Annotated in this window: 11 protein-coding genes; 4 read left to right on the plus strand and 7 right to left on the minus strand. The window is 41.5% G+C overall.

All coding sequences use genetic code 11. The features are described 5' to 3' along the window. Positions 1-136 precede the first annotated feature (136 nt). The 4 genes from JWQ34_RS05140 to JWQ34_RS05155 all read right to left on the minus strand — a co-directional run bounded on the left by JWQ34_RS05140 (position 137) and on the right by JWQ34_RS05155 (position 6,295). Entirely contained in the window at positions 137-1,210 is a 1,074-nt protein-coding gene (locus JWQ34_RS05140; RefSeq protein ID WP_299354918.1) for a glycosyltransferase, read from the minus strand. 40 nt (positions 1,211-1,250) lie between these two features. After that, complete coding sequence (locus tag JWQ34_RS05145; protein ID WP_299354921.1) at positions 1,251-2,225, minus strand: hypothetical protein; 975 nt, start codon at positions 2,223-2,225, stop codon at positions 1,251-1,253. 248 nt (positions 2,226-2,473) lie between these two features. Beyond that, on the minus strand, positions 2,474-5,317 hold the full coding sequence (gene uvrA / locus JWQ34_RS05150; protein WP_299354924.1) for an excinuclease ABC subunit UvrA: 2,844 nt from the start codon (positions 5,315-5,317) through the stop codon (positions 2,474-2,476). Positions 5,318-5,521: 204 nt separating this feature from the next. Then, entirely contained in the window at positions 5,522-6,295 is a 774-nt protein-coding gene (locus JWQ34_RS05155; RefSeq protein ID WP_299354927.1) for a lytic transglycosylase domain-containing protein, read from the minus strand. 232 nt (positions 6,296-6,527) lie between these two features. Between JWQ34_RS05155 and JWQ34_RS05160 the strand changes: the two genes are divergently transcribed. The 3 genes from JWQ34_RS05160 to JWQ34_RS05170 all read left to right on the plus strand — a co-directional run bounded on the left by JWQ34_RS05160 (position 6,528) and on the right by JWQ34_RS05170 (position 10,642). Further along, positions 6,528-8,051, plus strand: a complete 1,524-nt coding sequence (locus JWQ34_RS05160) for a pseudouridine synthase (protein WP_299354929.1) — start codon at positions 6,528-6,530, stop codon at positions 8,049-8,051. Positions 8,052-8,174: 123 nt separating this feature from the next. Next, a complete protein-coding gene (locus JWQ34_RS05165; protein ID WP_299354932.1) occupies positions 8,175-9,308 on the plus strand; it encodes a lactonase family protein in 1,134 nt (377 codons plus the stop codon). Between the two features lie 68 nt (positions 9,309-9,376). Further along, positions 9,377-10,642, plus strand: coding sequence for an alpha/beta fold hydrolase (locus JWQ34_RS05170; RefSeq protein ID WP_299354935.1), 1,266 nt, complete (start codon positions 9,377-9,379; stop codon positions 10,640-10,642). 72 nt (positions 10,643-10,714) lie between these two features. Here JWQ34_RS05170 and JWQ34_RS05175 read toward each other — a convergent pair whose 3' ends face one another. The 3 genes from JWQ34_RS05175 to JWQ34_RS05185 all read right to left on the minus strand — a co-directional run bounded on the left by JWQ34_RS05175 (position 10,715) and on the right by JWQ34_RS05185 (position 12,534). After that, the gene (locus tag JWQ34_RS05175; RefSeq protein WP_299354938.1) at positions 10,715-11,575 is read right to left on the minus strand and encodes a hypothetical protein; all 861 of its coding nucleotides are present in this window, start codon (positions 11,573-11,575) and stop codon (positions 10,715-10,717) included. A gap of 152 nt (positions 11,576-11,727) precedes the next feature. Next, positions 11,728-12,216, minus strand: a complete 489-nt coding sequence (locus JWQ34_RS05180) for an SRPBCC domain-containing protein (protein WP_299354941.1) — start codon at positions 12,214-12,216, stop codon at positions 11,728-11,730. 12 nt (positions 12,217-12,228) lie between these two features. Then, positions 12,229-12,534: a metalloregulator ArsR/SmtB family transcription factor gene (locus tag JWQ34_RS05185; RefSeq protein ID WP_299354944.1), complete on the minus strand. Its 306-nt coding sequence runs from the start codon at positions 12,532-12,534 to the stop codon at positions 12,229-12,231. 176 nt (positions 12,535-12,710) lie between these two features. Between JWQ34_RS05185 and JWQ34_RS05190 the strand changes: the two genes are divergently transcribed. After that, a complete protein-coding gene (locus JWQ34_RS05190) occupies positions 12,711-14,819 on the plus strand; it encodes a hypothetical protein (RefSeq protein WP_299354947.1) in 2,109 nt (702 codons plus the stop codon). Positions 14,820-14,823: the final 4 nt, after the last annotated feature.

A 14,823-nucleotide genomic window follows, 5' to 3' on the forward strand; every position in this document is an offset into this window, starting at 1 on the left:
CACGATTTAAGAATTTAGAGATTAGGCAGGATTAAGTTCATATAAAATATGACATGATTTGTACGATTGATAGGATTAGTGATTTAACAAAATTAGCCGCTAACATCATGTTCAATCCCTTCATCCTTAAATCGTGTTATTTTACCATCCGGCCCTTCCAGATATACTTTTTGGTGTTACCCATTAAGCCAACGTATACGAAATATAAAATATGAAAAGGCTGTATTAGTAATAGTAACGACATCAATCGTTGCCTTTTAAAGAATAAGGTTATAGGTAGCAGGAATACAAACTCAACCATATACTTTAATAAAAACTGTATCAGAAAAAGATAAAAAAAGCAGCTCTTATAAACACCTAGGCCCATATTTACCAATAATGAAATATTAAATAACCAGATGCAAATAGTTAAAAACACTACTTTTTTGTCTTTATATTTTATTGATTTGGAAGCCCAGCGCCTGCGTTGTTGTAAAAACTCTTGCAGGGTTGCTTTGGCATGGGTATAAACGACAGCTTCACGTAATTTTATGAACCCAATTTTGCCGGGAAAACGCTCTGCTATTTTTTGCAGTAATAGTTCGTCATCGCCTGATGCCAGATCGTCAATACCACTAAATCCGCCAACCTCATAAAATATATCTTTGCGATAAGCCAGATTGGCGCCATTGCAGGTTGACGCACGTTTATTACCAATAAATGCTGCTCCAATACCTATTAAATAAGCAAATTCAAGGGTTTGCATACGCTCAAACAATGATTTTTCTTCAAAGAAAGTTACCGGTGCAGATATCATAACCGGCTGCTCAGCCTCATAATAGCCAACAATGGATGATAGCCATTTTGGCCCCATGCGGCAATCGGCATCGGTGGCAACCATTAACTCACCTGTTGAAATACTTATGGCAGTAGCTATCGCCTTTTTTTTATATGAGTTTAGCGGTTCTGCTTCGTTAAGCTCTAATAGCTTAATGCCACGGTCTGCATAACTGCTGATAATCTCTGCGGTTCTATCAGTCGAGTGATCGTCTACTATAATAATTTCGGTCAGGTGTTTGGGGTAATCCTGTGCCAGTATATCTTCGATAGTTAAATGTATGCGCTCTGCTTCATTGCGGGCTGCTATCATTACCGTTACCATGGTATTAAAATTGCCGGCATTAGCTTTAATGCGTTTTAAATTAGCCCATCCTGTTATAAAATACGACACTAATAACAGGTAGCTGCTTGTAAGCACTAAACAAATTATACTATAAGTTGCGATCAAAGAATTTGAGTTTAAATACAAATGCGGAGCCTAAAATAGCTGGAATAATTAAGTTTATAAACCATATAGATGTAAAGGCGGCAATTACGGCAATTTGTTGATGTGTTACATAAGCAAACAAAGTAGCTGCCGCGGTTGCGCGTACCGGTACATCTAACAGGTCAAGAGAGGGTAATGCCGATTGTATAAAGAATACAATAAACACCATCAATATTACATCATGAAATGGAATATATGGTATCAACAAATGTATAACCAGGTAATATTGAAAAGAAAATATAAAAAAACGGGCAAGGCAAAAGCACATAATGTTTATGAGTTCGCCAAACTTATAAGTGCCCATTATATCAAAAAAGCGGTGATACTTTTTAAGGAATGATACCTTGTTTAACAACCATACCAGCCATTTAATATTAAAATAAAGCACCAGGAACAGGCCAATAATAACCAATGCAATAAGTAAAATAGCTAACAATGCCCAAGTATTAAGGTCGAGAAAAGTATAAGCAAACCAAATAGTGGCACTGGCGCCTAGCACGTTTGTAATTACATTCTGGCCAAACGAGCCTACTGCCATTGCAAAAATGCCATGGATGCGTTTACGCGGGGGTAAAAACATTACCCTGCCGCCATATTCACCAATGCGATTGGGGGTAAATATGGCCCAGGTTAGCCCAAAAAAAACGCATTCGATGGCTTTCCACAGGTTTATAGGTGCCAGCTTACGGGTCAAGTGTTGCCATTTTAAGCATTCTACCAGCCAATTGGCAAACATTAAAAGCACCACCGTTGACATTATAATAATAACATGGTTATGATTAAGCGTGGTTACCGCGTTTTCAAACTGCTTTAAATCATCGCCCTTTCTTAAAAACCAACGATATATAAATGTAAAAGCCAGCACCAGTATAGCGGCTTTTAAAAAATAAGAGAAGAACTTCCTGGCGATAGCGGTCAATAGTAAATGTTTTGTGCAATGTTACAAAAAAGACGGGCAAGTCTTGATCGAGATAGTACAATTACAAAATATGGGGAGATTTGTTTTGCAAAGATTTTTCATAATCCGCTATGCTTTCTAATAACCTCTTTGCATTTGCAGGGCTTTTAGCAAAAAAATGGTTTCGTCTATAATGTTATACTTCTTAATACCCTCAATAAAAAAGCTTTTAACCTTCGAAGAAAAGAGTGTAAAGTGGGTTTTTCATATTACAATCCCATTTCCTTCTTCAAAAACTGTCCCGTAAAGCTATTTTTAACTTTGCAAAGTCCCTCTGGCGTGCCTGAAAACAGGATGTTACCACCGCCGGACCCACCTTCCGGTCCAAGATCAATTACATGGTCGACTACCTTAATAACATCCAGGTTATGCTCAATTACCAATACGGTATTGCCTTTATCAACCAATTGATATAATACGCCTAGTAAAACGTTAATATCCTCAAAGTGCAGGCCTGTTGTTGGCTCATCCAGTATATAGAAAGTATTGCCGGTGTCTTTTTTAGATAGTTCGGTAGCCAGCTTAACACGCTGCGCCTCGCCGCCTGATAGCGTGGTTGATGATTGGCCTAAACGGATATATCCCAAACCCACATCCAACAAAGTTTTTACTTTGCGATAAATAGACGGGATATGTTCAAAAAAAGGAACAGCATCTTCAATGCTTAGATCCAACACATCACTGATGGATTTGCCTTTGTAGCGCACCTCTAATGTTTCACGGTTATAGCGCCTGCCGCCACATTCTTCGCATGGAACTTGCACATCAGGTAAAAAATTCATTTCGATAACCTTCATGCCTGCTCCCTGGCAGGTTTCGCAACGGCCACCTTTTACGTTGAACGAGAAACGTCCCGGTTTATAACCACGAATCCTTGACTCGGGTAATGCTACATATAGATTACGGATATCAGAGAATACCCCGGTATAAGTTGCCGGATTTGAACGTGGTGTACGTCCTATGGCGGTTTGGTCTATCTCAATTACTTTATCAATGTTGTCTAACCCCTCAATTTTCTCATAAGGTAACGGATGTTTTTTTGCCCTGAAGAAGTGGTGGTTTAATATAGGATATAGTGTCTCGGTTATCAGACTTGATTTGCCACTGCCGGATACACCGGTAATGCCGATCAGTTTACCTAATGGAAACTCAACACTAACTTTCTTTAAATTATGGCCGGTTGCTTTTTTAAGCGATAATATTTTACCGTTGCCCTCGCGCCTTTTCTTTGGGATAGCGATCTCGCGCTCGCCATTGATGTATGATGTGGTAAGGGTATGGCATTTCATCAATTCGGCAGGTGTGCCTTGTGCAACCACCTGGCCGCCATGTACACCAGCTGCCGGCCCCATATCAATAACGTGGTCGGCTTGCAGTATCATGTCCTTATCATGCTCAACTACTAAAACAGTATTGCCCAGATCGCGCAGGTTTTTAAGGGCGTTTATTAAGCGCTCGTTATCGCGCTGATGCAGGCCGATGCTTGGCTCGTCCAGTATGTACATCACGTTCATTAACTGCGAACCTATCTGTGTGGCCAATCGGATACGCTGCGCCTCGCCACCTGATAGTGTTTTGGCAGTGCGGTCCAATGTTAAATAGCTTAATCCTACATCCATCAAAAACACAATGCGGGCACGGATCTCTTTTAAAATTTCTTTGGCGATGACGTTTTGGCGCTCGGTTAATCTATCCTCTAAATTTTCAAACCATTCCTGCAAAGTGCGGATATCCATAATGGATAGCTCGAATATGTTTTTATGGTCGACCTTGAAGTTTAACGATTCCTTCTTCAGCCTTGCTCCATCACAAACCGGGCACGTTTTTAGCACACGATAGTTTTCCATGTCGTCCATGCCTTCATCGCCCCGGCGCTCCTGCTGCTCTTCCAGCATCCGGATAATACCATCAAAAGTGATCTGGTAGCTTTGTACGTTCCATTTGTTGTACTCAACAGAAACAGTTACCATTTCGTTAGTACCGTTTAATATGATGTCCAACTTTTCCTTTTCCAATTTTTCAATTGGGGTAGATAAAGAGAACTCAAACTTTTTGGCCAATGCTTTTAATACCTGGAATATCCATGTTTCGCGGTATTCACCTAATGGTGCTAACCCGCCATTAAGGATACTTAACTTAGCATTGGGAATAACCGATGCTTCGTCAACTTCAAAAATATAACCCAGGCCGTTGCATTTCTCGCAAGCGCCATAAGGCGAGTTAAACGAAAAGGTATTTGGCTGAGGCTCATCATAAGAAATACCCGAAACCGGGTCCATCAAATATTTACTAAAATAAGCTACGTTATTATCCTTGTCGCCAATGCGGATAATGCCTTTGGCAATTTTTAAAGCGGCTTGTATAGAAGTGTATAAACGTTTGCTATCAGCTTCGCTAACTACCAAGCGATCTACAACAATATCAATATCATGTATTTTATAACGGTCAAGCTGCATTTTGGGCTCCACATCGGCAATGGCACCATCAACCCAAACCTTTAAATATCCCTGCTTGCGTATTTGCTCAAATAGCTCGCGGTAATGGCCCTTACGTGCTTTTACAACCGGCGCCAATATGTTTATCGGCTGCCCATCAAACCGCTCGAAAATAGTTTTCAGTATCTGGTCCTCGCTCATGCGCTCCATTTTCTCGCCGCTTACATAGCTGTAAGCATCGCCCGTACGGGCAAAAAGCAAGCGCATAAAGTCATAGATCTCAGTAATGGTACCAACTGTCGAGCGTGGGTTTTTACTGGTGGTCTTTTGCTCTATGGCGATAACCGGGCTAAGGCCGGATACCTTATCTACGTCCGGGCGCTCCATACCGCCCATAAATTGGCGCGAATAGGCCGAAAATGTTTCCATATAACGGCGCTGACCTTCGGCATAAATGGTGTCAAACGCTAAAGAAGACTTACCGCTACCGCTTAAACCAGTAATAACAACCAGTTGGTTACGCGGAAAGGAAACGTCAATATTTTTTAAATTATGTACCCGGGCTCCGTAAACTTCAACTTCACTTTGCTCGCCCAGGTCTATATGTTTTTCGTTCATGGATTTAATTAGTGAATGAGCGATTGAGTGAATTAGTGAATGATAAATTGTAAATAGGTAAGTTTAGATACCCTTGTTAATCACTCATTCACTAATTTCAATAATTCACTCATTAAATAGCCCGCAAAGATAAACAAAAAAGCCCGATCTGTCATCTGGACAGGCCGGGCTTATGGTGCTCCGTAAAAATTTTACTGTTACGTGTTAGTTGTAAGTTACAAAGTTTTTAGGCTGTAAATAACTGTAGTAATTGTTGTAGCCATATTGTTTGGGATTATCAATAATTGCTTTCATGGCAATAAGGTTGTAAACATAATTACCGGTTTCGCGGTTTAACTTCATCCTAAAATAGTTATCCTCGCTTTGGCTGTGGATGGCTTTCTCTAATTTAATAGAGCCATTGTTGTAAGCCGCTGCAGCAAGCGTCCAGCTTTTAAACTCGGCATGCAGCTCTTTAATGTACTTGCAAGCCGCTATGGTTGATTTGCGAATACTCATTCGCTCATCTACACCATGTCCAACCTTTAGTCCATAAGTGCGTGCAGTACCCGGCATAAACTGCCATAAACCCGCGGCGCCTTTTGGCGATGTGCCTTCTTTTAAACCCGATTCAACCAAGGGCAAATACTTAAAATCATTTGGAATCCCATAAAATTTTAAAATTGGCTCAATTATTGGAAATAATTTATCGGCCTTAATTTGCAGAATGTGTGATTGAATATTTTTGTAATTATGCCTTTTTAGTGAATTCTGCATTTTGCGGGACACCGCGTTGCTAACAGGAAGCGATTCATTTGCGAAGCTGTAATCATTTGCTGCAACGTGGTTGTAAGCTACAAATTTGGCGCTAAAAGGGCTTGTTATTGGCCCTGGTTTTGCCGCCGAAATGCTGTAAATGTTAAGCTTGAAAATGATAGTCAGCACAACGATTACGGAGCACGTAATTAAGTGTTTGTTAGCCATTTTTTTTGTATTCATAGAACGATCCATTTTGGTAAATGTTGTACAAAGGTACGGTATATAAAGCAGATTGTCAAACACTTAACACCCCCTTAGTGTTTTGAGTTTTTTAAAATAGTTTAAAAAACGTGGTTTAAAGTGGTTTAAATGCAGTTTTTGAACCGATTTAAAAAATTGAAAAAACCAACAAAAATCGACTTAAAAACTGTACTTTTGCCGCTCACGCTGCGAAAGCGCAAACTAAAAAACTATGGTATTTAAAAGACCAACAAACAGTCGCGACGACAGGAAAGGCAGATCAAACGGACCCTCAAAAGGTGGCGATAATAAACGATCTTCTTCCCCCCGTGCAAAGTCTTCAAAAGGCGCGGATAAACCCGGTAATGACAGTACTAAAAAAAGATACGCTAGCGGCCCCGCTGCCGAGCGCAGTTCTTTTTCATCCGGGGCCGAGAAAAAAAGCTTCGGTCCGCGTAAACCTTACTCTGGCCGCCCAACCGGTGGAGGAGACGAAGAAAGACCCAAAAGATCGTACGGCGATGGTGAATCATCAGGCGAAAAGAAAACCTTTACACCGCGCAACAAACCATATACTGGCCGCCCAAGCGGTAGCGAAGATGACCGTCCGAAAAGAAGTTTTGGCAGTGATAAAAAGGAGTTTACACCACGCAGCAAGCCGTATGGCACCCGCGACAGTGGCAGCGATGACCGTCCGAAAAGAAGTTTTGGCAGTGATGACCGTCCGAAGAAAAGCTTTGGTAGTGATGATCGCCCTAAAAGAAGTTTAGGCGGTGGCGGTGATTTTGCACCAAGAAACAGGAAACCAACCGGCGCTGATTTTGGCGATAAACCCAAAAGAACCCCTAATAGCTACCAGGCGAGTGATAAACCGGCAGGCGAGCGCAAGTTCAGTTCAAGACCGACAGTTGCGTTCAAAAGAAGCGAGGATGACGATAGGCCAACAAAAAAACCTGTTTATGATAAAATAACCCGCGACCGCGATGCACCGGTAAAAACATTACGCGCAAAAAAACCAGCTAAGAAAGTAGAAGATGAGGGCCTGATACGCCTTAACCGTTATATAGCCAACGCAGGTATATGTTCTCGCCGTAAGGCTGATGAGCTGATTATTGCGGGTGTGGTATCTGTTAATGGCGAAGTGGTTAATGAACTGGGTACAAAGGTTGATCCATTTAAGGACGAGATACGCTATAATGGCGAAACACTTAAACGCGAAAAGAACGTTTACGTATTATTAAACAAGCCTAAAGATTATATAACTACTACCGAGGATCCGCAAGAACGTCGCACAGTAATGCACCTGGTTGAAAAAGCCAGCCGCGAGCGGATCTATCCTATTGGAAGGCTTGATCGTAACACAACAGGGTTGTTGTTAATGACCAATGATGGCGACTTGGCTGATAAGCTTTCGCATCCGCGCAGCAATATTACTAAACTTTACCAGGTCGAGCTAAATAAAAGTTTAACGCAAGGCGATCTGAATAAACTGCAATTTGGTTTAGAGCTGGAAGATGGCCCTATAAAACCAGATACAGTATCATACGTTGCCGGTGGCTCAAAAAGAGAAATAGGTATACAGATACATAGCGGTAAAAACCGCATTGTGCGCCGCATGTTCGAACACCTGGGCTATGATGTGGTAAAATTAGACAGAGTAGTTTATGCTAATCTAACCAAAAAAGATCTGCCACGTGGTCGCTGGCGTTTCCTTGACGAGAAGGAAGTTATACAGTTAAAACATTTGATAAAATAGGAAGCCTCACTCCGGCCCTCCCCAAAGGAGAGGGAGCTGAAAATATAAACGCCCCGCACTCCGGGGCGTTTTTTTATGGATTTTATTTACCTTGCACGTGTAAACTATACATTCTCTCAAGCTATGAAAAAGTTATTGTTGTTAATCGCACTGTTATCACCGGTGCTTTGTGTTGCTCAGAAAAAGTCGCAGGGCCCCAAAGTTTTTGACCTGATAATAGGAACTTATACAGGTGATGGTGAAAATGACAGTAAGGGCATTTATGTATATCGTTTTTATGCGGAAAGAGGTGAGGTGGCTTATTTAAGTGAGGTTGAAACAAAAAACCCAACTTATTTGGCTATAACACAAGATGGCAAATATGTTTATTCGGTAAACGAGAATACTGTAGGTACCAGTAGCGTAACCGCCTTTAAACTGAATAAAATCACGGGTAAAATGGACCAGCTGAATGTACAGCCATCCATCGGGTCGCCTGCATACATATCTGTAGATAAAGCTCAAAAAAATGTTTTTATAGCTAATTATGGCGGCGGCAGCCTACAGGCATATCCGGTTAATAAAGACGGTTCCTTGGGAGCCTCTATCCAAACCATACAAGATATAGGTACCGGCCCTGATAAAATGCGTCAAATCGAACCACATGGACATTCGGCGGTTTTATCACCAGATGATAAATATCTGATGTTTGCCGACTTGGGAACTGATAAAATAAATATTTTCCGCTATCACGCATCCAAAAACCCGCCGTTAACACCGGCAGATGTTCCATTTGTAAGCACCGCCGGTGGTGCAGGCCCACGCCATAATGATTTTGCGCCAAACGGAAAGTTTATGTATAATATACAGGAAATGAAAGCCATGATAACCGCATATACCTATCAGGATGGTGTGCTAAAGGAAATACAAACTGTTAAAATGATGCCGGACAGTTTTAAAGGAGTAAACGGTGCGGCTGATATACATGTATCGCCGGACGGGTTGTTTTTGTATGCTACTAACCGTGGTACAGCTAATGAGATACTGGTTTATGCTGTTGATCAGTTAACTGGTAAGTTAACCTACGTTGATCGTTACAAAACCGGCGAAAACCCGCGTAATTTTATGATAGACCCAACCGGAAATTATGTATTGGTTGGAAGCAATAATCGTGTTGATATTTTTAAAGTAAATAAAGCTACGGGTAAGCTAGCACTTAATGGTAAATCTATTGTGATGAAGTCGGCCGTTTGCTTGAAAATGACGCCGGTAGAATAAAAAGACAGAGCAGATTACTTGTTTAAAGTGGGTAGCTACAGAATAACGCAAATAATTATATTTACCGCATGAGATCCTTTTTTATAGCTTTAGTAATAGTATTAACAGCATCATTTACAAATGCACAAACAAAAGCAATTACCGATGCAAATGCAGATAAATTTGTTAGTTATTATAACGATGGAAAGGCCGATGGTATTTATGCAATGCTTGCCGATAATCTTAAATCCGGAACATCAGTGGCGGCCATTAATACTGCTCTTAAACAATTGAAAGCCACAGTTGGAAACTTAACAAAAAGCGAGTATGTAAACACAGATAGCCAGGCCAGTAATTATATAGCCGGTTTTGAAAGAGGCGGGCTGATAATGAAGTTTAATTTCAACATTGATAGTAAATTAACCGGCTTTTATACCGCCTCAGATCCGCGCGAACAGCCTATTGTTGCCGATTTGCCCGGAACTGTTACCGTGCAAACAGCAGGCGCAGTACTAAAGGGCACGCTTACTATGCCAGACGGCGCGCAAAATATACCGGTTATGCTGTTAATTGCAGGCTCGGGCCCAACAGATCGGGATGGAAATTCGGCATTATCAAATGGAAAATCTAATGAATACCAAATGCTGGCCGAAGCGCTTAAATTAAAAAATATTGCCGTATTGCGGTATGATAAGCGTGGCGTAGGGCAAAGCATTAAGGCACAAAACTCGACCCTGTTTAATGATTATATAGACGATGCCGCGGCTATGATTAAATTTTTAAAGGCTGACAAGCGTTTTTCGAAAGTTATTGTTGCCGGGCATAGCGAGGGCTCATTAATTGGGATGATCGCCGCTAAGCGCGAAAAAGCGGATGCTTTTATATCATTAGCTGGTGCAGGCTTCCCGGTAGAGGCGGTATTGAAAACTCAAATTAAAGACCGGGCTTCGGCAAGCAGCTATAAAAAAGCGGTGTTAATGATCGACAGTATTAAAGCAGGGCAGTTTGTAAGGCAAAAGCTTGACCCTGGTTTTGAGGGATTGTTTAGCCCGGTAATACAGCCGTTCCTCCGGTCGTTAATGCAATATGATCCACAACTGGAAATATCCAAATTAACCGTACCCGTATTATTAATACAGGGAACAACAGATATGCAGGTAAGTGTTGAAAACGCGAAGCTGTTAAAAAAAGCCAACCCGAATGCACAATTAAAGCTAATACCCGGCATGAGCCATATATTGAAAGAAGGGCCCGGCAATATGAAATTAAACCTGGCTACTTATGAGAAAAGCGACCTGCCGCTGCATCCGGGATTGATACCCATATTAACGGATTTTATTGATGAATTAAAATAAACCCGTTGCACAAAAAAGCGGGCAATCGGACCCTAAACCGACTACCCGCCAAACAATTAATATACAACATCTTTATAATACAACGGTGGTGTTATTGGTAACCTTCCAAATAGCTGAGCCCGGTGTTGGGAAACTTACTCCTTTAGTACTACCACGCACGCCCGCATCCTGCCCAAATTGATATAGCGGGTGCCCTTTAAATACTAATTGGGTATGTGCAAATACAGTAATAGTAGTAAACTGTGTTTTGTCTAAAACGGTTGGTATGCTGCCTATAGTCGTAACTTCGTCCATAGGCCAAACTGTATTATTACTTAGATCGGCCTTGGTAAATGTATTGGTCGCATGCGTATCCTTGGTAAACATGTAAAGTGTGCGGCCGGATGGATCTGTTATAAATGTTGATGCCCCCGTACCGGCAATACTTTGATCTGTATATTGCGCGCCATCAAGACCTATTAATTGCGCATTGCCAAACATTACAGAATAATCGGCTTTTGCTACCGCCCAAAGATTTCCAAACGCATCTCCGTTAGCATCGGCAGCATTAACATCGCCCGAAAAATAATGTAAAGGCCAGCCTTTATAAGTGGTTTGTTTAGATCCATCCGGGCGTGTTGCCACCCCAAAATCAGTAGCAGATAAGCCGGTACCGATGCTTGGATTTTCTTTATAAAATGGTGGCCATTTAACAGCGCAGGCATCAACGCAGGTTGGTGTGCCGGCTACATCCTTCGAGAAGAAATAAACCGCCATACCGTTGTTGTCAGTAATGATATTACCCAGGGTAACGTTAGTAGTTAACTTAAACCCTGTAATAACAACGGGGTTAGGCATAGCCGGGTTGTTATTCTTTTTTGAACACGATGTACTTAATAACGTAAGTACCGAGACTGCTGCTATCAGATAATAGCTTAATTTCTTAGTTTTCATATTTTCAGTATTTAGTTTATCGTTTTCGTTTATTCTCAATACGCACTATAATTGCAAGGCGTTGCTTTCAAATAAAAAAATTTAATAACTGATACAAAAAACATAAAGGGCCGCTAAATAGCAGCCCTTTATTAATCAATACATTATGAAGCCTATGATTCCAGCAATTCGTCCAAATTGTTCAAGCCCATAGTAAAGCCTCCTTCAAAGCCCATTTCAATGATTTTTTCAAGGTCCCCATCTTTATCAAATGATATAGTTATTTCCATCATAGACCCGGTGTCGGTCGATTTGAATTTATTTAACCAATTCATACTTGGGAAATTGGCATCGATATTGCCGTTTTCATCACAAAAATCGCTCTTATTGGTAAAGCTTTTTTGCGGATCTATAGCCTTGTAATTAACAAGGCACCACGCTTTTTCGCCATTGGGGCCGGCCATACAATACAGCCAGTGGCCGCCTTCGCTAAAATCCATTGTTTTAGTTATAGCGCGCCATGGTCTGGGGGCCCACCATTTCTCTAATAAGCTGCTGTCGGTCCATGCTTTCCATACTTTTTCTACCGGGGCGTTAAACGCGCGGGTAATGTTTAACTTTCTGTTAGCCAAGTCTTTCGAAATTTCGATTTTGTTTGTCATGATTATTTGTTTTTAAAGGTCATTTAATACATCGTCTAATTGGTCAAAGCGGTCTTCCCATATCTTACGGAAGGTATCCAGCCATTGGTCTACTTCTTTCATTTTGTTAGCGTTTACATGATAATAGATTTCCCTGCCCGATTGCTTTTGCGTAACAGCCTCACACTCGGCAAGTATCTGAATGTGTTTTGATACCGCCTGGCGTGTACTGTTAAAATGTTCGGCCAGCGCATTTGGTGTCATGGCATGAATGGCCAGTAATGCTAAAATGGCTCTGCGGGTTGGGTCGGCTATCGCCTGGAAAATATCTCTTCTCATTTTATTTGCAACTGATTGATTGCAAATATATGTGCAACCTTTCATTTGCGCAAATTTATTTTAAAATATTTTTATGTAAATGAGGGATTATCGGGGCATCTGTATAAATGAATTGCATATAGATAGCGTTAATTAAAATTAATTTTTACTTTTATTAACCAAGTAAACCAATCGCTATGCCCATTTTAAATAAACAAAAAGCTGTTTGTCTTTTTTTAATTGCTTCAGCTATTCTATTAAATGCCAATTACGTTTGTGCGCAAACTGTAGTTAGCCTGAAGGGGTTTAATAAAAACAACGGAGTTAATGTAAAAAACACCGGTTCAAAGATCGATTTAACCTGGCCAGCTGGCCCAACAGAACAAGGCCGCGTGGTTTTTGATCTGGATAAAAACAACCCGCTGTTTAAAAGTATACAAACAACCAGTAAGGGTGCTTATAAAGAAATAGCCGTCAATCTTAACCCCGAATTTATCCTCACCATAGGCAAGCGCGATCTGATATCGCAAAACGGTTGGAATATTTTCTTCGACCGTGTACCGCTAAAACCGTTTAAGGCTTATAATGTTGAAATGGATAAAACCAATGCCGCTGTAAGATCAGAAGGCTCGCGTACCATTGTAAGCATTAACAGTATAAAGGCAAGTACTTTTAGCGGGCATATAGAGGTCACCTTTTATAATGGCAGCCCGCTATTTAATGTGGCGGCTGTTATGGCTACAGATGTTGATTCGACAGCAATAGTTTATGATGCCGGCATGGTAAGCAAAAATCCGGCATGGAGCAAAATTAGCTGGGCAAAAGTTACCGATGAATTTACTAATGCCAGCGTTACACCAACCGACAGCAGCCGTAATATAGAGGTAAAATACCGCACCATAATAGGGCAAACTACCAATGGCAGCCTGGCTATTTTCCCAGCGCCGCACCAATATTTTTATCCGTTGGATGAAGCTTTTAACTTAAAATTTACCTGGTATGGTACCAACTACCGCAAAATGATACCCGGCTTTGGCATAGGCATACGCCAGGACCTGTATGGCGACCATCGTTACGTGCCCTGGTTTAACGCGCCGCCTGCTACCCAGCAACGCTTAAATTTTTTCTGTATGGTTAGTGCCGCAGATGGCAAAAGCATTTTAGAACAGGTAAAGAAATTTACGCATAATGATCATTTTATACCCTTGCCTGGCTATAAAACCATGGCAAGCCATTTCCATAATGAATATACTACCTCCGTATTATTAAAGGGCAAACCGGTAGAGGATGAGCCTGAATATGTACGGGTATTTAAAACCCTTGGGGTTAATATAGTCCACCTGGCCGAGTTTCATGGCGGCGGTCACCCAAAAGGGCCGGATGAATTGCGATTGAAGGAGCTAAATACCTTATTCAAAGAGTGCGAAAAAGAATCGCATGGTAATTTTTTGCTGCTGCCGGGCGAGGAGCCTAATGAGTTTTTTGGCGGCCACTGGCTGGAATTTTTCCCTAAGCCTGTTTATTGGATCATGTCGCGCAAAGAGGGTGTGCCTTTTGTTGCCGAGGACAGCCGCTTTGGTAAAGTTTATCATATACGTGATAAGGATGACATGCTTAAACTGCTGGAAACTGTAAACGGGCTGGCCTGGACCGCTCATGCCCGTACCAAAGGGTCAACCGGCTACCCGGACCTGTATAAAAACGAGGCTTTTTATAAATCAGATCATTTTAATGGCGCTGCCTGGAAAAATATCCCGGCAGATCTATCAACCGTTAGGATGGGTAAACGCGTTTTTGATTTGATGGACGACATGAACAACTGGGGACTGAAAAAGAAAGTACTGGCCGAGTCGGATATATTTACCGTCACCCAGCAAAACGAAATGTATGCCCACGTAAATATTAACTACTTAAAATTAAACGCCCTGCCCGAATTTAAAAATGGCTGGCAACCTGTATTAGATGTATTAAAAAGCGGTAACTTCTTTTCGACCACCGGCGAGGTTTTGATACCAACATTTAAAGTCAATGGTGCCGAGGCGGGATCGACCATTAAAGTAACCGGCGCAACCAAATCAATTGTCGATTTCTCGGTTAAATGGACCTACCCGCTAAACTTTGCCGAACTAATAACCGGCGATGGCAAAAACGTTTATCGCCAAAAAATAGATCTGACCAATACCACCGCTTTTGGCAGCAAGAGTTTCCATATCCCTATGAATTTAAAAGGAAAAACATGGATCCGCCTGGAGGTTTGGGATGCGGCTGTTAATGGCGCGTTTACACAAACGATTTGGTTGGATTAGCCAA

It is taken from the genome of Mucilaginibacter sp. (genome assembly GCF_028288185.1).
GTDB lineage: Bacteria > Bacteroidota > Bacteroidia > Sphingobacteriales > Sphingobacteriaceae > Mucilaginibacter.